15 protein-coding genes are annotated in these 18,321 nt (G+C 52.1%); 12 read left to right on the top strand and 3 right to left on the bottom strand.

Going from position 1 to position 18,321, the window contains the following annotated elements:
- The first annotated feature begins 365 nt into the window (after positions 1–365).
- The 12 genes from ilvD to leuB all read left to right on the top strand — a co-directional run bounded on the left by ilvD (position 366) and on the right by leuB (position 15,130).
- A complete protein-coding gene (gene ilvD, locus ABEB26_RS16905; protein ID WP_345723217.1) occupies positions 366–2,051 on the top strand; it encodes a dihydroxy-acid dehydratase in 1,686 nt (561 codons plus the stop codon).
- A 43-nt stretch (positions 2,052–2,094) separates the two neighbouring features.
- On the top strand, positions 2,095–3,807 hold the full coding sequence (gene ilvB / locus ABEB26_RS16900; protein WP_345723216.1) for a biosynthetic-type acetolactate synthase large subunit: 1,713 nt from the start codon (positions 2,095–2,097) through the stop codon (positions 3,805–3,807).
- Positions 3,808–3,827: 20 nt separating this feature from the next.
- Positions 3,828–4,349, top strand: a complete 522-nt coding sequence (ilvN, locus tag ABEB26_RS16895) for an acetolactate synthase small subunit (protein ID WP_012191972.1) — start codon at positions 3,828–3,830, stop codon at positions 4,347–4,349.
- Between the two features lie 222 nt (positions 4,350–4,571).
- Entirely contained in the window at positions 4,572–5,585 is a 1,014-nt protein-coding gene (gene ilvC / locus ABEB26_RS16890) for a ketol-acid reductoisomerase (RefSeq protein WP_345723215.1), read from the top strand.
- A 175-nt stretch (positions 5,586–5,760) separates the two neighbouring features.
- The gene (locus ABEB26_RS16885) at positions 5,761–7,428 is read left to right on the top strand and encodes a 2-isopropylmalate synthase (RefSeq protein ID WP_345723214.1); all 1,668 of its coding nucleotides are present in this window, start codon (positions 5,761–5,763) and stop codon (positions 7,426–7,428) included.
- A 45-nt stretch (positions 7,429–7,473) separates the two neighbouring features.
- On the top strand, positions 7,474–8,298 hold the full coding sequence (gene pheA, locus ABEB26_RS16880; RefSeq protein ID WP_345723213.1) for a prephenate dehydratase: 825 nt from the start codon (positions 7,474–7,476) through the stop codon (positions 8,296–8,298).
- A 203-nt stretch (positions 8,299–8,501) separates the two neighbouring features.
- Positions 8,502–10,097 (top strand): citramalate synthase, encoded by a 1,596-nt coding sequence (cimA, locus tag ABEB26_RS16875; RefSeq protein WP_345723212.1) that lies wholly within the window; start codon positions 8,502–8,504, stop codon positions 10,095–10,097.
- A 40-nt stretch (positions 10,098–10,137) separates the two neighbouring features.
- Positions 10,138–11,061: a branched-chain amino acid transaminase gene (locus ABEB26_RS16870; RefSeq protein WP_345723211.1), complete on the top strand. Its 924-nt coding sequence runs from the start codon at positions 10,138–10,140 to the stop codon at positions 11,059–11,061.
- Complete coding sequence (locus ABEB26_RS16865) at positions 11,058–11,462, top strand: GNAT family N-acetyltransferase (protein WP_345723210.1); 405 nt, start codon at positions 11,058–11,060, stop codon at positions 11,460–11,462. The genes ABEB26_RS16870 and ABEB26_RS16865 overlap by 4 nt, the downstream gene beginning before the upstream one ends.
- A 271-nt stretch (positions 11,463–11,733) precedes the next feature.
- Positions 11,734–13,149, top strand: coding sequence for a 3-isopropylmalate dehydratase large subunit (gene leuC / locus ABEB26_RS16860; RefSeq protein WP_345723209.1), 1,416 nt, complete (start codon positions 11,734–11,736; stop codon positions 13,147–13,149).
- A 154-nt stretch (positions 13,150–13,303) separates the two neighbouring features.
- Complete coding sequence (leuD, locus tag ABEB26_RS16855; protein ID WP_345723208.1) at positions 13,304–13,894, top strand: 3-isopropylmalate dehydratase small subunit; 591 nt, start codon at positions 13,304–13,306, stop codon at positions 13,892–13,894.
- 162 nt (positions 13,895–14,056) lie between these two features.
- Positions 14,057–15,130 carry a 3-isopropylmalate dehydrogenase gene (gene leuB, locus ABEB26_RS16850; RefSeq protein WP_345723207.1) on the top strand — a complete coding sequence of 358 codons (1,074 nt, stop codon included), beginning with the start codon at positions 14,057–14,059 and terminating at the stop codon, positions 15,128–15,130.
- Positions 15,131–15,179: 49 nt separating this feature from the next.
- Here the strand turns inward: leuB and ABEB26_RS16845 are convergent, their stop codons facing one another.
- The 3 genes from ABEB26_RS16845 to ABEB26_RS16835 form a co-directional block, all read right to left on the bottom strand.
- The gene (locus tag ABEB26_RS16845; RefSeq protein WP_345723206.1) at positions 15,180–16,334 is read right to left on the bottom strand and encodes a glycosyltransferase family 4 protein; all 1,155 of its coding nucleotides are present in this window, start codon (positions 16,332–16,334) and stop codon (positions 15,180–15,182) included.
- A gap of 289 nt (positions 16,335–16,623) precedes the next feature.
- On the bottom strand, positions 16,624–17,115 hold the full coding sequence (locus ABEB26_RS16840; protein ID WP_345723205.1) for a DinB family protein: 492 nt from the start codon (positions 17,113–17,115) through the stop codon (positions 16,624–16,626).
- 7 nt (positions 17,116–17,122) lie between these two features.
- Positions 17,123–18,283: a lysylphosphatidylglycerol synthase transmembrane domain-containing protein gene (locus tag ABEB26_RS16835; RefSeq protein ID WP_345723204.1), complete on the bottom strand. Its 1,161-nt coding sequence runs from the start codon at positions 18,281–18,283 to the stop codon at positions 17,123–17,125.
- Positions 18,284–18,321 lie beyond the last annotated feature (38 nt).

The raw sequence follows: 18,321 nt of genomic DNA, 5'->3' as shown, positions 1-18,321 counted from the left end.
TCTGGAGGATAAACACATGCGGAACTTGTTGACAACTCTCGTCACCATGATCACTCCTCGTCCGCAGTTTATTATGCTCCAACCCATTCCCAATTGGTCGTGTCGCGTAGGCCGTCGCCTGCGCTAGAGCGATAACCCGAACCGTTGCGATGATTGCAACAAACCCCGGAGCAGTGTCGCTCTTTCGTTCAGCTCATTGTTGAGTATGTTCGCCCATCTTGCCTGTGTTCAGCATCGGGACTGACAAGGCTTGCTTTCCTATTGCCAAAATCTTGCGATCTGCGGCCAATCCACCTGAAGCATTGGCTCAATCGCCTTTCAATGATGGCCTGTCCAGCCATCAGTTCTCTATGCGGGGAGCATCTATGCGTTCAGATACGATCAAACGGGGCTTTGCACGCGCTCCACATCGTTCACTCCTACGTGCGACGGGCCAAATTCAAGACGATAGCGATTTTCAAAAGCCATTCGTGGCGATCTGCAATTCTTATATTGATATTATTCCTGGCCATGTTCACTTGCATGAGTTTGCCAAAATTGTTAAAGATGCAGTTCGCGCAGCTGGCGGCATTCCTTTTGAATTCAACACGATTGGGGTTGATGATGGCATCGTGATGGGCCACGAAGGTATGCGCTATTCCTTGCCCTCGCGCGAGTTGATCGCCGATTGTGTTGAAACCGTCGCAGCAGCGCACTGTTTCGATGCGATGATCTGTATCCCCAACTGCGATAAAATCGTGCCTGGCATGCTGATGGGCGCTGCCCGCGTCAATATCCCCACCGTCTTTGTATCGGGCGGGCCAATGCAGGCTGGCCGCGATAAAGATGGCAATAAAGTTGACTTGATCAGTGTGTTCGAGGGCGTTGGTCAACATGCTTCTGGCCGCATCAGCGATGAACGGCTGCTGGATTTGGAGCGCAACGGCTGCCCGACCTGCGGCTCCTGCTCCGGCATGTTCACCGCCAATTCGATGAATTGTTTGTGTGAAGCACTGGGAATCGCCCTGCCCTACAACGGTTCATTACTGGCTACCGACCCCGCCCGCCACGAGCTAGCCCGCACCGCCGCCGCCAAAGTCCTCGAGTTGCTCCACCAAAATATTTCCTTCAGCGATATTGTCACTCCCGAATCAATTGATAACGCGATGGCGCTCGATGTTGCCATGGGCGGCTCGACCAACACCGTCTTGCACGTTTTGGCCTTGGCGCGTGAAGCAGGCTTGGATTATCCAATCAGCCGCTTTAATGAAGTTGCGGCGCGTGTGCCTCACTTGGCCAAAGTTAGCCCAGCTTGGGATGGCAATCGCCAATGGCATATGGAAGATGTGCATCGCGCTGGTGGCGTACCAGCAATCATGGCCGAATTGGCCAAAAAGCCCGATGCCCTGCACCTGAATGTGCCAACCGTGACTGGACAAACCTTAGGCGAACAATTGCAAGGCATCGCCAACGAAAACCCTGAATGCATCCGCCCAATCGAAAATCCCCACTCAGCCCAAGGCGGTTTGTGCATTTTGTTTGGCAATTTGGCTCCCGAAGGTTCGGTGATCAAAATTGGCGCAGTTGATCAACATCAAATGACATTTAGCGGCCCGGCTCGCTGCTTCCCCAGCGAAGAAGCTGCCACCTACGCCGCCCGCGCTGGCGAAATTCAAGCTGGCGATGTGGTGGTAGTGCGCTACGAAGGCCCACGCGGTGGCCCAGGTATGCGCGAAATGCTGGCCTTGACCTCGTTGCTCAAAGGCATGCCCTTGGGCGAACAAGTGGCCTTATTGACCGATGGTCGCTTCAGTGGTGGCACACGTGGCTTGTGTATTGGCCATATCTCCCCCGAAGCCGCCGAGGGTGGCCCAATTGGCCTGATCGAAAATGGCGACATCATTCACATCGATTTAGCAAATCGCCTGTTGGCAGTCGAATTAAGCGAAGCTCAATTTGCCGAACGCCGCGCTGTGTGGCAAGCCCCAGAACGCAAACATCAACGCGGCTGGTTGGCACGCTACACCCGTTTGGTGACGAACGCCAGCAATGGCGCGGTGTTGGAAGCATAGATAATTTATTGATATTAAACCTTACGCAAGGCGAGGTATACCGATGAAAACGCTAACTGGTGCTCAAATGATGTGTGAAGCGTTGCTAGCCGAAGGCGTTGATGTGATGTTTGGCTATCCAGGTGGGGCGATTATGCCGTTCTACCATGCGCTGCCTGAATATCCCCAATTGCGCCATATTTTGGTGCGCCACGAACAAGCGGCTGGGCATGCCGCCGAAGGCTACGCCCGTACTAGCGGAAAAGTTGGGGTTTGTGTCGCTACCAGCGGCCCGGGTGCAACCAATTTGGTCACTGCAATTGCCGATGCCATGATGGATTCAGTGCCAATTGTGGCAATCACAGGGCAAGTTGTCACCTCGTTGATCGGCAAAGATGGCTTTCAAGAAACCGATGTAACGGGCATCACCCAGCCAATCACCAAGCACAATTATTTGGTGACCGATGTGCGCGATTTGCCCCGCGTGTTCAAAGAAGCCTTTCATATTGCGCGAACTGGCCGCCCAGGCCCAGTGCTAATCGACGTTGCCAAAGATGTGCAAAACGCCCGTGGCATGTTCGAATATCCAGAATCGGTCGATTTGCCAGGCTACAAGCCCAACTACGAAGGCAATCGCCGCCAAATCAAAGAAGCTGCTAATTTGCTGAATCAGGCCAAAAAGCCCTTGATTATGGCAGGCCATGGCATTTTACTAGGCCACGCCAGCGTCGAATTACGCGAATTTGCCGAAAAAACTGGCATTCCGGTGATTACCACCTTATTAGGAATTAGCTGTATTCCTGAAGATCATCCGTTATCGTTGGGCATGCCTGGCATGCACGGTTGGGTCCATGTCAACCGCGCCATCCAAGAATGCGATGTGTTGTTTACAATCGGCGCACGTTTCGACGACCGTGTGACTGGCAAATTGGATACCTTTGCCCGTAACGCCAAAATTATTCACGTTGATATTGATCCGGCTGAAGTTGGCAAAAACGTGATTACGGCTGTGCCAATCGTGGGCGATGCCAAGCGCGTGCTGGAAAACTTGACCGAAATTGTCAATGCCAACGAGCATAGCGAATGGCTCAACCATATTCGTGAGATTCAGGCCACTCGCTCCAAGCGCCAACGCGATCCAGAAAGTGGCATGTTCACGCCACACCATGTCTATGCCGAATTCACGCAGATTATGCAAGGCGAGTTTCGAGTTTGCACCGATGTGGGCCAGCACCAAATGTGGGCTGCTCAGCTGATCGAATATATGAAGCCACATACCCACATCACTTCAGGCGGTTTGGGAACCATGGGCTTTGCCTTGCCAGCAGCAATGGGCGTGCAAGTCGCTTGCCCCAACGAAGAAGTTTGGGCCATTGCTGGCGACGGCGGATTCCAGATGAATTTGCAAGAGCTAGCCACGGTGGTGCAAGAAAGCCTGCCCTTGAAGATTTGTATCATCAACAATGGCTATTTGGGCATGGTGCGCCAATGGCAGGAGCTTTTCCACGAACGTCGCTATTCGGCAACGCCAATGTGGAGTCCCGATTTTATCAAGTTGGCTGATGCTTATGGCATTCCTGGGCTGCGAGTCGAGCGCCCTGAAGATGTAGCCGAAGCGATTCATCAAGCCCGCGCAACCAATGGCCCTTTCTTGATTGAATTTGTGGTTGAGCGCGAAGTCAACGTGTACCCGATGGTGGCTCCGGGCGCGAGCATCAGCGATATGTTCGAAGACCCCAACGAAGTCGAAATCGAAGACGTTGTGGCAGTCAAATAGGCTCACAGGAGATTTTTGCAATGAAACATACCTTAGTTGCTTTGTTACGTGACCAACCTGGGGTGCTGAACCGCTCAGTGAGCCTGTTTCGCCGCCGTGGTTTCAATATCGAAAGCTTGACCGTTGGCCATACCGAAACGCCTGGCATCTCGCGCATGACCTTGGTGGTCGATGGCGATACCACCAGCGTCGAGCAAGTGATCAAACAACTGTATAAATTGATCGATGTGCTGAAGGTCAGCGATGTTAGCCAAGACCCCAACGTTACCCGCGATTTGTTGCTGGTCAAGGTTTATGCACCACCAGCCAAGCGCAGCGAATTGATGCAATTAGCCGATATTTTCGGAGCCAAAATTGTCGATGTTGTGCCCGATGCCATGATGATCGAACTCAGCGGCAGCCCTGAACAACTCGACCGCTTTGTTGATCTAATTCGTCCATTTGGCATTCGCGAACTAGTCCGAACTGGCTGCGTAGCAATGACTCGTGGCGCATCGACTGTCAGCGGGCCATATCAAAACCAAGAATTTCGCGCTGCTTAATTGAATTCAACGAGGCAATCGCCTCTTCATTAATAAAGGATCACGACCATGCTGCAACCAATGTTTGAAGAAGAAACCACCGCGACCGCTGATAAAGCCCACTATAGCGACGAAGATGTCAATTGGGATACCTGGTGGGGCGATTACGGCGAGACCATGGAATAAACACGGGTAGCAATTGTTCATCGTTCAGCCCATTAGTTATATTGAGGAACTCATTCAATGGCAAAGCTTTATTACGATAACGATGCAGATCTTGGACGCTTAGCTGGCAAAACTGTGGCGATCATCGGTTATGGCTCACAAGGCCACGCCCACGCCTTGAACTTGAAAGATAGCGGCGTGCAGGTGGTGGTTGGTTTGCACGAAGGTAGCAAATCAAAGGCTAAAGCCGAAGCTGCGGGCTTGCAGGTCTTGAGCGTTGGCGAAGCCACCAAGACTGCCGATGTTGTCATGGTGTTGGTGCCAGATACCACCCAAGCCCAACTCTACAGCGATGAAATTGCCCCCAACTTAAAGCCCAACGCAACTTTGATGTTTGCTCACGGCTTCAATATTCGTTATGGTCAAATCGTGCCACCTGCCGGAGTTGATGTTTCGTTGATCGCCCCCAAATCACCTGGACATCGTGTCCGTGAAGTGTTTGAGCATGGCGGCGGCGTACCTGGCTTGGTCGCGGTGTACCAAGATGCCAGTGGCGAGGCCTTGCAAAATGCTTTGGCTTATGGCAAGGGCATCGGTTGTGCGCGGGCTGGTGTGCTTGAAACCACCTTCGCCGAAGAAACCGAAACCGACCTGTTTGGCGAACAAGCCATCTTATGTGGCGGCGTTTCAGCCTTGGTCAAAGCTGGCTTTGAAACTTTGGTCGAAGCTGGCTATCAACCAGAAGTTGCCTACTTTGAATGTATGCACGAACTCAAGTTAATTGTCGATTTGTTCTACCAAGGCGGCTTGAGCTATATGCGCTACTCAGTCAGCGATACCGCCGAATGGGGCGATTACATTGCTGGCCCACGCGTCGTGACCAGCGAAACCAAAGCTGCCATGAAACTGTTGTTGGAAGAGATTCAAAATGGCGCATTCGCCGAAGATTGGATCGAAGAAAACCACACTGGCCGTGCTCGGTTCAACAAATATCGCTCAACCGATGTTGGTCACCAAATCGAGCAAGTTGGCCGCGAATTGCGCTCAATGATGCCATTCGTCAATCCAAAAGAAATTAACCCAGGCAGTTAATTAGGGAACGAGGGCTTAGTGTCTTACGTTCCCTCACCCCCTAGCCCCCTCTCCCGCCCGGCGAGGAGAGGGGGAACCCTGAATCGAATTCTCCCCTCGCCCACGCAATGGGCGAGGGGTTGGGGGTGAGGGAACGATACAAACCTTCACAATCGCCCTCATTACGGAGAACTTTATGACCAGCGATTATGTACGCATTTTCGATACAACCCTGCGCGACGGTGAGCAATCACCAGGCTGCACCATGCATCTGCACGAAAAATTGGAAGTTGCCAAGCAATTGGCGCGAATGGGCGTGGATATTATCGAAGCAGGCTTTCCGGCAGCCTCACCAGGCGATTGGGAGGCGGTCAACCAAATCGCCAAGAGCGTTGGTACTGCTGATGGCCCAGTGATCTGTGGTTTGGCTCGCGCAGTCAAAAGCGACATCGAAGCCTGTGCCACGGCGATTGCACCAGCGGCCAAAAAGCGCATTCACACCTTCCTTTCAAGCTCAGATATCCATATCGAGTATCAATTGCGCTCGACCCGCGAGGAAGTGCTGACGAAAACCCGTGAGATGGTGCGTTTGGCAAGCTCGCTTTGCGACGATGTTGAATTCTCGCCGATGGATGCGACCCGTTCCGACATCGAATTTATGTATCAGATGCTGGCGATAGCGATTGAAGAAGGCGCAACAACCTTGAATATTCCTGATACCGTGGGCTATTCCACGCCTGAGGAATATGCAGCGTTGCTTCGGGGGATTATCGAAAACGTACCTGGCGCTGCTGATGTAATTATCTCGACCCACTGCCACGACGATTTGGGCTTGGCGGTGGCTAATTCGTTGGCTGGCGTTCGGGCTGGCGCACGCCAAATCGAATGCACAATTAATGGCATCGGTGAGCGAGCTGGTAACGCTTCATTGGAAGAAGTCGTGATGGCTTTGGAAACGCGCAAGCAATTTTATGGCCTGAGCACTAATATCGACACCACCCAACTAACCCCTAGCTCACGCTTGTTGAGTGCCTGCACCAACACCCAAGTGCCACCCAACAAGGCAATTGTTGGTGCGAATGCCTTCGCCCACGAATCGGGCATTCACCAAGATGGTGTGTTGAAGCACCGCATGACCTACGAAATTATGAGCGCCGAATCGGTTGGTCAAGATGGTAATGCCTTGGTTTTGGGCAAACACTCAGGCCGCCATGCCTTCCGCCATCGGGTGCAAGAGTTGGGCTATAGCTTCGATGAAGCCACGATCAATCACTTGTTTGCTCGCTTCAAAGATGTGGCTGATCGCAAGAAATATGTTGATGATCGCGATGTTGAAGCCTTGATCAGCGATGAAGCAGGCCGCCCAAGCCCAGTTTATGAATTGGAGCATGTGCAATTTGCCTCAGGTGTTAACGCCATTCCAACCGCGACCGTGCGGATGCGCGGCCCCAACGGCGAAGTCAAAATCGAATCGGCCCAAGGCACAGGCCCAGTCGATGCCGTTTATTCGGCGATCAACAAAGTTGTGCTAACTCCGGTTACCTTGCTCGAATTTGCGGTCAACGCGATCACCGAAGGCATCGATGCAGTTGGCGAAGTCAGCGTGAAAGTCGTTGAAGGCAAGCATAAACATGTACGTGGGGTGCTAACCGACAAAGCAGCAGATGCCAAGGTTTGGCGGGGCAATGGAGTCAATGTTGATATCATCGTTGCTGCAGCCGAAGCCTATGTTAGCGCCTTGAACAAATTACTGAAAGCTCGTCAAGAACGGCTCAAGCAAGAAACCACCGCCCGCATGGAAGTTGCCAGCACCGCCCCCGGCGTGGATCTGTTCGGTGGCTCGACCCTTGGTCGTTATGAATAATTGCTGGGGTTGCTCTCGATCAACCTCATTAGCCCAAACGAACTTATGAAAATTGCTTATCTTGGCCCGGCTGGTACATTCAGCGAAAAAGCAGCGTTGGAAGCGGGCGACCAACAATCCACCTATTTGCCAATGGCAAGTATGCCCGCTGTGATTACGGCTGTTGAAACTCGCGCGGTTGATTTAGGCATTTTGCCAATTGAAAACTCGCTCGAAGGGGCGGTCAACGTCACGCTTGATGTGCTGATTCACGAAACGCGCCTGCGGATTTGCCGCGAAATCGTGATTCCGATTCGGCATATGCTGGTGGCCAAGCCCGATGTGCAACTCGATACGGTCGAAGTGCTCTACACCCATCAACAACCGCTGGCGCAATCGCGCCGTTTTATTGAACGCTGCTTGCCGAATGTGCCAACCGTGGCCGCGTTAAGCACTGCTGCTGCATTGGTCGAAGCGCTCGCCGATGAGCGCCGCGCCGCCGCATTGACCACCTTGCATGCTGCCGAACGCGCCCAAGCCAATATCTTGGCCTACGATGTTCAGGATAACAATAATAATCGCACGCGCTTTGTGGTGTTGGCTCCTGAGGATGCCGCACCAACCGGCGACGACAAGACTTCGCTGATGTTTACTGCCAAAGTTAATCGAGCAGGAGCATTGTACGAAGCCTTGGCAATTTTCGCCCAAGCTGGCATCAATTTGAGCAAAATTGAATCGCGGCCTGCCAAAGCCGAGCTTGGCGATTATGTCTTTCTGGTTGATATTGATGGCCATCGCCATGAGCCAGTCGTTGCTGAAGCCTTACAAAAGCTGGCACACATCGCTGGCACAGTCAAGATTTTTGGTAGCTATCCAAAGTTTAGAACATAGAACATAGAGCATAGAACATAAATTAATTAATGAAACAATTGCGATATCCCCTCACCCCAGCCCCTCTCCCACGGAGCGGGAGAGGGGAGTTTAGCCTAACCAATTCCCCTCGCTCGCGTTCGGGAGAGGGGTCAGGGGGTGAGGGGACGCAAATCCTTGCCAAAATCATAAATCAATTGCTCTATGTTCTAGGAGTGTGACACATGCAAATATTTTTATACGATACAACGCTGCGGGACGGCACTCAACGCGAAGGGCTTTCGTTATCTTTAGCTGATAAATTGAAAATCGCTCGCGAACTTGATCGCTTTGGCATGCACTATATCGAAGGTGGCTGGCCTGGCTCGAATCCCAAAGATGCAGCATTTTTTGCTGAAGCTGCCAAAATGGAGTGGAAGCATGCCAAAATTGCTGCCTTTGGCTCAACTCGCCGCGCCAACAGCAAACCTGAAACCGATGCCAACCTCAAGGCTTTGCTCGATGCTAACACGCCTGTGGTAACCTTGGTTGGTAAATCATGGACTTTGCACGTGACTGAGGTGTTGGAAACGACGCTCGAAGAAAATTTGGCCATGATTCGCGATAGCGTAGCCCTGATGAAAGCCCATGGCAAAGAAGTGATCTACGATGCTGAACACTTTTTTGATGGCTACCGCGCTGATAACGACTATGCCCTAGCCACGATCAAGGCGGCTGCCGAAGCTGGCGCAGATTGGATTGTACTGTGCGATACCAATGGCGGCTCATTGCCCGATTGGATTAGCGCCGTAGTGCAACGGGTTAAGGGTAAAATCAACACCCAACTGGGCATTCATACCCATAATGATAGCGAGTTGGCGGTGGCAAATTCCTTGGCCGCGATTGTTGGCGGCTGTCGCCAAGTTCAGGGTACGATCAACGGCTATGGCGAGCGCTGCGGTAACGCCAACTTAATCTCGATCATTCCCAATTTGCAACTGAAAATGGGCATGTTCTGTGTGCTGCCTGATCAACTGCAACGTTTGACCGAGCTTTCGCGCACAGTCAGCGAAATTGCCAATTTGAACCCCGACGAGCACGCCGCCTATGTTGGCAACAGCGCGTTTGCCCATAAAGGCGGAATTCACGTTGCTGCTGTGGCTAAAGTTGAGCATTCATACCAGCATATCGAGCCAGTTCAAGTGGGCAATCGTAAACGGGTAGTGATCAGCGAGCTTTCAGGCCGTGGTAACATCAAAATGCGAGCCGAAGAACTAGGCGTGGAAAGCACTGGCCTTGAACGCGGCGTGCTCGAACGCGTCAAATTGCTCGAAAGCAAGGGCTTTCAGTTTGAAGCCGCCGAAGGTTCATTTGAACTTTTAGTACGGCGGGCTGCTGCCGATTATGAAGCACCCTTCAAATTGCTCGATGTTGTGACAATTGTTGAGCAACGGCGTGGAGTCGAGATGCAAGCCGAGGCCACCGTTAAGCTGCAAATTGGCGATGAAATTTATCATACAGCGGCTTCGGGCAATGGCCCAGTTAACGCACTTGACCAAGCGATGCGCAAAGCCTTACTCTCACGCTATCCCGAATTGGCCGAGGTACATCTGGTCGATTACAAAGTGCGGATTCTCGATTCAGAATCGGCGACCGGAGCCACCACGCGGGTGTTGATCGAGGCCGCAATGGGCGACGAACGTTGGACAACCGTCGGTTGCTCTGAAAATATTATCGAAGCCAGTTGGCAAGCCTTGGTCGATTCGCTGGAATTGCCCTTGGTTCGCGCTCGCAGCAACCAGCCAATGCTACTCAAACACGCCGCAACCGTGGCCGCCTAAGGCCAAGCATCAGTCAGTCTTGCTATAAAAGGAACACTGCATGTCAATCAAACCGACCAAATTTATTTGGATGAACGGCGAATTGGTGGAATGGGAGAAAGCCACGGTGCATGTGATGAGCCATGCCTTGCACTATGGTTCATCGGTGTTTGAAGGCATTCGCGCCTACAACACGCCCAACGGCCCAGCCTTCTTCCGTTTGCAGCCGCACCTGCGCCGTTTATACGATTCGGCCAAAATTTATCGCATGCCGATTCCTTTTGATCAAGCGCAATTGGCTGATGCCTGTCATGCGGCGGTTCGCGAAAATGGCTTAAATTCGGCCTATCTGCGGCCCTTGGCTTGGCGTGGTTATGGCGTTCTTGGCGTAAATCCGCTAGCAGCGCCAGTTGATGTGATGATTGCCGCTTTGGAATGGGGTGCCTATCTTGGCCCCGAAGCGCTAGAATTAGGCGTTGATGTTTGCGTTTCGTCGTGGAATCGCACAGCGCCCAACACCATCCCAACCATGGCCAAGGCTGGCGGCAATTACCTTTCATCACAATTGATCGTGATGGAAGCAACCCGCAATGGCTACGCCGAAGGCATCGCGCTTGATGTGAATGGCGTGTTAAGCGAAGGTAGCGGCGAAAATCTGTTCATCATTCGCGATGGCGTGATTTATACCACACCTGTCACCGCAGCAATTTTGCCCGGCATTACCCGTGATAGCGTGCTGACCTTGGCCAAAGAATATGGCTATGAAGTGCGCGAACAAGCCTTGCCCCGCGAAATTCTATATCTGGCCGATGAAATGTTCTTTACTGGCACAGCCGCTGAAGTCTCGCCAATTCGCTCAGTTGATGGCGTGCAAGTTGGCGAAGGCAAGCGCGGGCCAATCACCACCGTTCTGCAGGAGGCCTTCTTTGGCTTATTCAACGGCAAAACCGCAGATAAATGGAACTGGCTGGAGTATCTGCGATGAACATTCGCTATAGCAGCGACAGCCAAATTAGTGCCGAGCAATTTGTGGCGGTGCTGAATGCCTCAACCCTTGGCGAACGCCGCCCTGTTGATGATCTGGCTCGCATGCAAACCATGCTTGCTAACGCCGATTTGGTGGTGACAGCATGGGATGGTGAAAAGCTCGTCGGGGTTGCCCGCACGATCACCGATTGGTGCTATGCCGCCTATCTCTCCGATTTGGCGGTTGACCAAAACTATCAAAAACAGGGCATTGGCCGCCAGTTAATTGAGGCTACCCGCGAAAAACTTGGCGATCAATGTTCCTTAGTCTTATTAGCAGCACCCGCCGCCGCCGATTATTACGCCAAAGTCGGCTTCGAATGGATCGAACGCGGCTGGCAAATTAAACGCACACATTAATGGCTATTGGCTATTTGTAATGATTTACTGGGTTAGCACTGATAATCATCCCTCACCCCCTAGCCCCCTCTCCTGCATGCAAGGCGAGGGGAACCATCCCATCATGATTATTGATCTCCCCTCTCCCGCCGCAGTGGGCGAGGGGTTGGGGGTGAGGGCACGTTGGAACGTGTGTACTCCTATGAACCAAGTACAGCTATAACCTTGCAAGAAATCACAAAATGTCCGATAGCCATCAGCCTATAGCCTCATAATCAAACTGGAGAACCCAATGGCCAAGACATTGTTTGAAAAAATCTGGGATGCTCATGTTGTTCAAGCTGCTGACGCTGAATCGCCAGCAACCTTATATATCGATTTGCACTTGGTGCACGAAGTAACTTCGCCGCAAGCCTTTACAATGTTGCGCGAACGTGGCTTGACCGTGCGTCGCCCAGCCCAAACCCTTGCCACGATGGACCATAGCACCCCAACTACGCCACGCGGCGCTGATGGGATTATTCCGGTGACTGATGCAATTGCTCGCAAGCAGCTTGATCAATTGATCAAAAACTGTAGCGATTTTGGTATTCCACTGTACAACTTGGGCACGGAAAACCAAGGCATTGTCCACGTGATCGGGCCAGAACAAGGCTACACCCAGCCTGGCATGACGATTGTTTGTGGCGATTCGCACACCAGCACCCACGGCGCATTTGGGGCATTGGCCTTCGGGATTGGCACCAGCGAAGTAGGCCATGTGTTGGCAACTCAATGTTTGTTGCAGCAAAAACCTCAAACTGCCGAAATTCGCATTGATGGCACGTTGCGTCCCGGTGTGACCGCCAAAGATATCATCTTGGCGATTATTGCCAAAATTGGGGTTGGCGGCGGCACGGGCTATGTGCTCGAATACACTGGCTCGGCCATTCGCGCCCTGTCGATGGAAGAACGCATGACCATCTGTAATATGTCGATTGAGGGTGGGGCACGGGCTGGCTTGATCGCTCCCGATGAAACAACCTTTGCTTGGCTGAAAGATCGCCCACATACACCCAAGGGCGAAGCATGGGATGCTGCGGTCGAATACTGGCGCACCTTGCCCAGCGACGAAGGCGCAACCTACGATTTGCAAGTGGTCTTAAATGCCGACGAATTGGCTCCGATGATCACCTACGGCACCAATCCAGGCATGGGCATTCCGGTCACTGGCAATGTGCCAGCACCCAGCGATTTAGCCGATGATAGCCAACGTATGGCCTTGGATAAAGCCTTGAATTATATGGGCTTGCAACCAAACCAACCGCTGATCGGCCAAAAAGTCGATGTGGTTTTTCTTGGCTCTTGTACCAACTCACGGATTTCGGATTTAAGAGCGGCAGCCAAAGTGATTGAAGGTAAAAAAGTTGCCGATGGCCTGCGTATGTTGGTCGTGCCTGGCTCGCAACAAGTCAAGCGCCAAGCTGAGGCCGAAGGTTTAGACCAGATTTTCCGTGCGGCAGGCGCTGAATGGCGTGAAGCAGGCTGCTCAATGTGTATTGCCATGAACGGTGATCAGTTGCAACCTGGCCAATATGCGGTCAGCACCAGCAACCGTAACTTTGAAGGCCGCCAAGGCAAGGGCGGGCGAACCTTCCTCGCCAGCCCATTGACCGCCGCCGCCACCGCAATCAACGGCCATATCGTCGATGTCCGCGAAATCTTATAAAAGGATGAATTATGAAGGATGAGGGATGAAGTTTTAGAAGGATGAATCGATACTATTGACGAATTCAATAACAGCTATTCATAATTCATCCTTACGATATTTATTCATAATTCATCCCTCATCCTTCATCCTTTCAAATAGGGGGTTTTCAAAAATGCAACCAATTAATACATTTCAGGCCAAAGCCGTGGCCTTGCCAATTGAAAATATCGACACCGACCAGATTATTCCAGCACGCTATTTGAAAGTTACCGATAAAAACGGCTTGGGCGAAGCGCTATTTACCGATTGGCGCGGCGAGCCAGATTTTGTGCTCAACCAACCCTATGCCCAAGGTGCTGGCGTGCTAATTGCAGGCCATAACTTTGGCTGTGGCTCCTCGCGTGAGCATGCACCGTGGGCCTTGCAAGGTTTTGGCTTCCAAGCCGTGATCAGCACCTATTTTGCAGATATTTTCAAAGGCAATTCTTTGAAAAATGGCCTGTTGCCAATCGTAGTTGATGCCCCAACTTTGGCGCGTTTGACCGAGCAATGCCTAGCCAATCAAACCATTGATGTCAGCGTTGACCTTGAAAACCAACAAGTGCATGTGGCTGGCGAAACCATTAGCTTCCCAATTGATGCCTTCTCCAAACATTGCTTATTGCATGGAGTCGATCAATTAGGCTATATTCAAGCCCAAGAAGCTGCAATCCAAGCCTATGAAGCGAGCCATACCGCCCGCGTCAATACTGTTGGAGCCTAACATAGCTTGGTAGAGTGGCGATCCCTCATCCCCAACCCTTCTCCCATGCGTGGGAGAAGGGAGCTTTGGCTTTGTGGTTCCCCCTCGCTCGCGGGCGGGAGAGGGGGCTAGGGGGTGAGGGATCGCCACCGCTTGTTGGTTAAATTAGCAAGGAGTGTTTTGATGCAAGCAACAATTGCTTTATTACCAGGCGATGGCATCGGCCCCGAAGTTGTCGCCGAAGGGGTTGAAGTGCTCAAGGCCGTCGGCGAACGCTACGGACATAGTTTTAGTTTCAGCGAAGGCCTAATCGGCGGTTGTGCGATCGATGCCCATGGGACAGCCTTGCCTGAAGCCACAATCGACGTTTGTCGAGCCGCCGATGCAGTCTTGCTAGGCGCGGTTGGCGGCCCCAAGTGGGATGACCCCAAGGCCAAAGTGCGCCCCGAGCAAGGCTTATTGGGAATTCGCAAAACTTTAGGCTTGTATGCCAATTTGCGCCCAGTCACCGTTACGCCAGCCTTGGCTAGCCGCTCGCCCTTGCGCCCCGATTTGGTCGAAGGGGTCGATTTATTGGTGGTGCGCGAATTAACTGGCGGGATTTACTTCGGCGATAAAACCTGCGTCTACATTCGCCCCGACGAAGAGCAAGCCGTTGACACCTGTGTCTACACCACCAGCGAAATCGAGCGCGTGGTGCGGCGAGCTTGCGAATTAGCGCGGACTCGCCGTGGCAAAGTTACCTCGGTCGATAAAGCCAATGTCTTGGAAACCTCACGTCTGTGGCGGCGCGTTGCCAGCCGCGTGGTTGCCGAAGAATTCCCCGAAATTCAGCTTGAGCATATTTTGGTCGATGCCTGTGCAATGCACTTGTTGCGCCGCCCAGCCGACTTCGATGTGATTGTGACTGAAAATATGTTTGGCGATATTCTGACCGACGAAGCGTCGATGTTGGCTGGCTCGTTGGGCTTGTTGCCATCGGCCTCGCTTGGCGCGGGCAAAGCTGGCTTGTACGAGCCAATTCACGGCAGCGCTCCCGATATTGCAGGCAAGGGCATAGCTAATCCTTTGGCAACAATTTTGAGCGTGGCTTTGCTGTTGCGCTATTCCTTGGGCTTGAAGGCCGAGGCTGAGGCTGTTGAAAAAGCGGTGTATGCGACGATCGATGCAGGCATTTTGACTGGCGATTTAGCACCTGCAGGCCAAGGTCGCTCAACCAAAGAGGTTGGTGCAGCGGTATTGGAACGCTTGGGCTAAGCAATCAATTACGCCCCTGGTTCAATGGCGAGCTAGGGGCGTTTAAATTTTAGGCTTGCTGCCCCAGCAATTCGTATAACCCCAAAACCCCCAAACCAGTGCCCTCCCAAGTGAATTTGGCGGCTTGGCGTGGGCCTGCCTCAGCGAGTGTTCGGCAAAAATCAGGCTCAGTCAATATGGTTTGCAAGGCTGCGGTGAGCACTGCTGTATCGTGTGGATCGACCAACAAGGCCGCGTTGCCTGCAATTTCGGGCAAACTTGAGATGGTTGAGCTAATCACTGGCGTGCCACAGGCTTGAGCTTCAACAATCGGCACGCCAAATCCTTCATACAACGAGGGATAAACCATGGCGGTCGCGCCGCTGTAGAGTTTGGGCAAATCGCTGTCGCTCACAAAATCCAAGAAAATTACTGCTTGTTCAAGGCCATGGCGTTGGACTGCTGCATAAATTGGCTCGGCCAACCAACCACGTTTGCCGCCAATCACCAAGGGCTGGCTGCGCAACTCAGCAGGCAACTGGCCAAAGGCTTCGATCAAACGCTCAACATTTTTGCGCGGCTGAACCGTGCCTACATTTAAAAGGTAGCGTTCGGGCAAACCCAAGCGTTGGCGCATTTCGGCAATTTCCGCCGCAGGCCGAGGATAAAAATCGCTGCCACTGCCCGAATAAACGATTGTTGATTTAGCGGGTGCTGTGCCAAGCAAGCGCTCCATATCGGCTTTGGTTGCCCGCGAATTCACATGAATATGGTCGGCACGGCGCACATTGCGTGGTACAACCCCACCCAAATAGCGCCGCAACTCGGGCGGTGCAGTTTCAGGGTGAATAATATAAGCAAAATCGTGAATTGAGAGCAACGTTTTAGCAATGGTTGGTGGCAACACAAAATCAGTGCCATGCACCACATCAACCGCCCCTACAATCGTCTCGACAGGCAAGGGCATGCGCAAACGTTGCCAAAGAATCGTCAACAAGCGCTCAGTAATCGGCATCGGGCGCGGCTTGATATTGGGCAAACGCCGTTGAAGCTCATGCAAGGCCTGCATCTGAGCACTTTTTGGATCAAGCCCACGCGCAGCATACCACAACGAAAAGCGATGCTGAGGCGCTGCCTGCGCGGCAACTTGAGTTATTTCGCGAACAAAGCGGCCAATTCCGCCGCCCTGCCGAACTGCTGCATTGTAATCAATTGCTATGTGCATAATTTTTTTAGAGGTCGGGGGTCAGGGGCTGGGGATCAGTTGACCATTCAATCCCCAAACTCTAACCCATAGCCAATCAATATTCGCTAGCGAATAGGAGTTAGGGATCGGTTGACCATTCAATCCCCAAACATCAATCCACAGCCAATCCACTTCCGATAGCCAATAGCCTCATGTTCTCTGCGCTTCTGCGTTAAAACCTAATTCCTAAGTTCTAACCTTCATACCTTCGCGTCCTTCGCGTTCTTCGCGATTTCGATTCTTCGTGCCCTTCGCGATTACGAGTTTACTAGCCCCTGAACCCTAACCCCTGCCCCCTCGTCAGCACCTGACCAATTTGCTCAAGGTGTAGCTCGCCGTGACGGGCATAGTAACGGGCCACTTGCTCCAGCGTCATTTCGCCATTTTCAGGATGCCAACCAGTGCGTTCGAAGCTAGTCAAATCAAGCGAATTGACTAAGGTTGCCGCCCGCTCTTGCAAGCCCTGCAAAATCGTTAAAGATGTTTCGATTGGGCCAATGCTGTCGGCGGTTGTGACCCACGTATCTTGGTCAAACGGTTTGAGCGTTGGGTAATCTTCCAACAGCAACAGTTTCATGCGAATAAACAAATTCATCTGGCCATCAGCAAGATGATGGATGTTTTGGGCAATCGTCCATTCATTTGGGATATAGGCCGTGTTCAATTGCGCAAGATCTAAGCGATCAACTAAGGCATGCAATTGGGCAGGCAAGTGTAAAATGGTCGCTACAAGTGCATCGCGTTCGCTAGCAGTTAACATGGCTGGCTCACTTTCGTTTGCTGAACAGATACAAAACCAACCCCAAAATCACGATGCTCCAATAGTTGATGATGCGATCGAGAAACGCTACGGCTGTGCTCGTGGTTTGGCCAACGCTAAACAACATCATCACGCCAGCAATCCCAACCTCGACCAAGCCCAAGCCACCAGGCAAGGCAGGCACGGCGGTCAACAACGAGCTAGCCAACGCTACGAAAATAATTGCTGATAACGATAAACCCAAGCCACCCATGGCCTCAATCACGAAAAACAAGCGCATCGACTCGCCTAGCCAAACGATAATCGTCAAAATCAACAAAATTGGCAAGCGTGAAGGCCGAAATGATGAAAGTGTGCCTTCCTCGAAGCGAGCATAAAAATCGTGGAAACGTTGGGGCAAGGCGCGACGAATCAACGGACTCAGATAGCGCATCGACATCAAACCAATCACCAGCAAAATCGTAAAAACAATTCCGATGATAAATAATTTTTCGGTCCAGCTATTGAGATGGCCTTGAAACACCAATAAGCCCGAAACCACCAACATGCCAAAGAGCACAATCATATCGACGATGCGTTCGGCGAAAATTGTGCCCAAGGTGCGTGAGAATGAGGCGTTGCCGTTTTTCTTGACCAAATAGCCACGATAGGCATCGCCTAGTTTGGCAGGCACAACGCAGTTAGCAAACCATGAAAGCCCAATAAACTCGCTTAATGCCGCAATCCCCGACCAATTTTTACGTGATTGCGGGCTATCGACTTCAAAGCCAGCGCTACGCAAAATAATCCGCCAGCGCCAAGCGCGAATTGGAAAAAGACCATAGAAAACAATAAAACCAGCGCTATAGAGCCAAAGATTGGTTTGAAGAATTTGCTGCCACATCTCAGCGAGGTTAATATCGGCTCGCCAAAACGCTAAGCCCAGAATCGCAAAAGCAATGCCAAATGATGCCAGCGATTTGAAATTCAGAAATTTGTCGCGCAGCGAAAAGCCGCTCGAACGCACATCGGCTAAATCTTCGGGTAGTGCCTCAGCGGGTAAAGGAGCAGCTTCGGCGGCCTGTTCAACCAGTTGTTCGAGCGATTCGGTTTCAGCCGGACGCGGCAAGCCTTGGTTGGTTTGCTCAGGGCGTAAACTAGCAGGATTTGCTTGCGTTTGCGATTTCATAATGATCCAGTTTGTTTCTAACACGATGCTAAATATCA

Origin of the sequence: Herpetosiphon gulosus (assembly GCF_039545135.1) — a bacterium.
Taxonomy (GTDB): Bacteria; Chloroflexota; Chloroflexia; order Chloroflexales; family Herpetosiphonaceae; genus Herpetosiphon; species Herpetosiphon gulosus.
Note: the sequence above shows the minus strand (reverse complement) of the source record. Positions and strands in the feature narration are given on the sequence as shown.

Excerpts from the sequence above, each read along its gene's own strand:
- ABEB26_RS16835 (WP_345723204.1), bottom strand. The coding sequence starts at position 18,283 with ATGAAATCGCAAACGCAAGCAAATCCTGCTAGTTTACGCCCTGAGCAA.
- ilvN (WP_012191972.1), top strand. The coding sequence starts at position 3,828 with ATGAAACATACCTTAGTTGCTTTGTTACGTGACCAACCTGGGGTGCTG.
- ABEB26_RS16865 (WP_345723210.1), top strand. The coding sequence starts at position 11,058 with ATGAACATTCGCTATAGCAGCGACAGCCAAATTAGTGCCGAGCAATTT.
- pheA (WP_345723213.1), top strand. The coding sequence starts at position 7,474 with ATGAAAATTGCTTATCTTGGCCCGGCTGGTACATTCAGCGAAAAAGCA.
- leuC (WP_345723209.1), top strand. The coding sequence starts at position 11,734 with ATGGCCAAGACATTGTTTGAAAAAATCTGGGATGCTCATGTTGTTCAA.
- ilvC (WP_345723215.1), top strand. The coding sequence starts at position 4,572 with ATGGCAAAGCTTTATTACGATAACGATGCAGATCTTGGACGCTTAGCT.
- leuB (WP_345723207.1), top strand. The coding sequence starts at position 14,057 with ATGCAAGCAACAATTGCTTTATTACCAGGCGATGGCATCGGCCCCGAA.
- leuD (WP_345723208.1), top strand. The coding sequence starts at position 13,304 with ATGCAACCAATTAATACATTTCAGGCCAAAGCCGTGGCCTTGCCAATT.
- ABEB26_RS16885 (WP_345723214.1), top strand. The coding sequence starts at position 5,761 with ATGACCAGCGATTATGTACGCATTTTCGATACAACCCTGCGCGACGGT.
- ABEB26_RS16845 (WP_345723206.1), bottom strand. The coding sequence starts at position 16,334 with ATGCACATAGCAATTGATTACAATGCAGCAGTTCGGCAGGGCGGCGGA.
- ABEB26_RS16870 (WP_345723211.1), top strand. The coding sequence starts at position 10,138 with ATGTCAATCAAACCGACCAAATTTATTTGGATGAACGGCGAATTGGTG.
- ilvB (WP_345723216.1), top strand. The coding sequence starts at position 2,095 with ATGAAAACGCTAACTGGTGCTCAAATGATGTGTGAAGCGTTGCTAGCC.
- ilvD (WP_345723217.1), top strand. The coding sequence starts at position 366 with ATGCGTTCAGATACGATCAAACGGGGCTTTGCACGCGCTCCACATCGT.
- cimA (WP_345723212.1), top strand. The coding sequence starts at position 8,502 with ATGCAAATATTTTTATACGATACAACGCTGCGGGACGGCACTCAACGC.
- ABEB26_RS16840 (WP_345723205.1), bottom strand. The coding sequence starts at position 17,115 with ATGTTAACTGCTAGCGAACGCGATGCACTTGTAGCGACCATTTTACAC.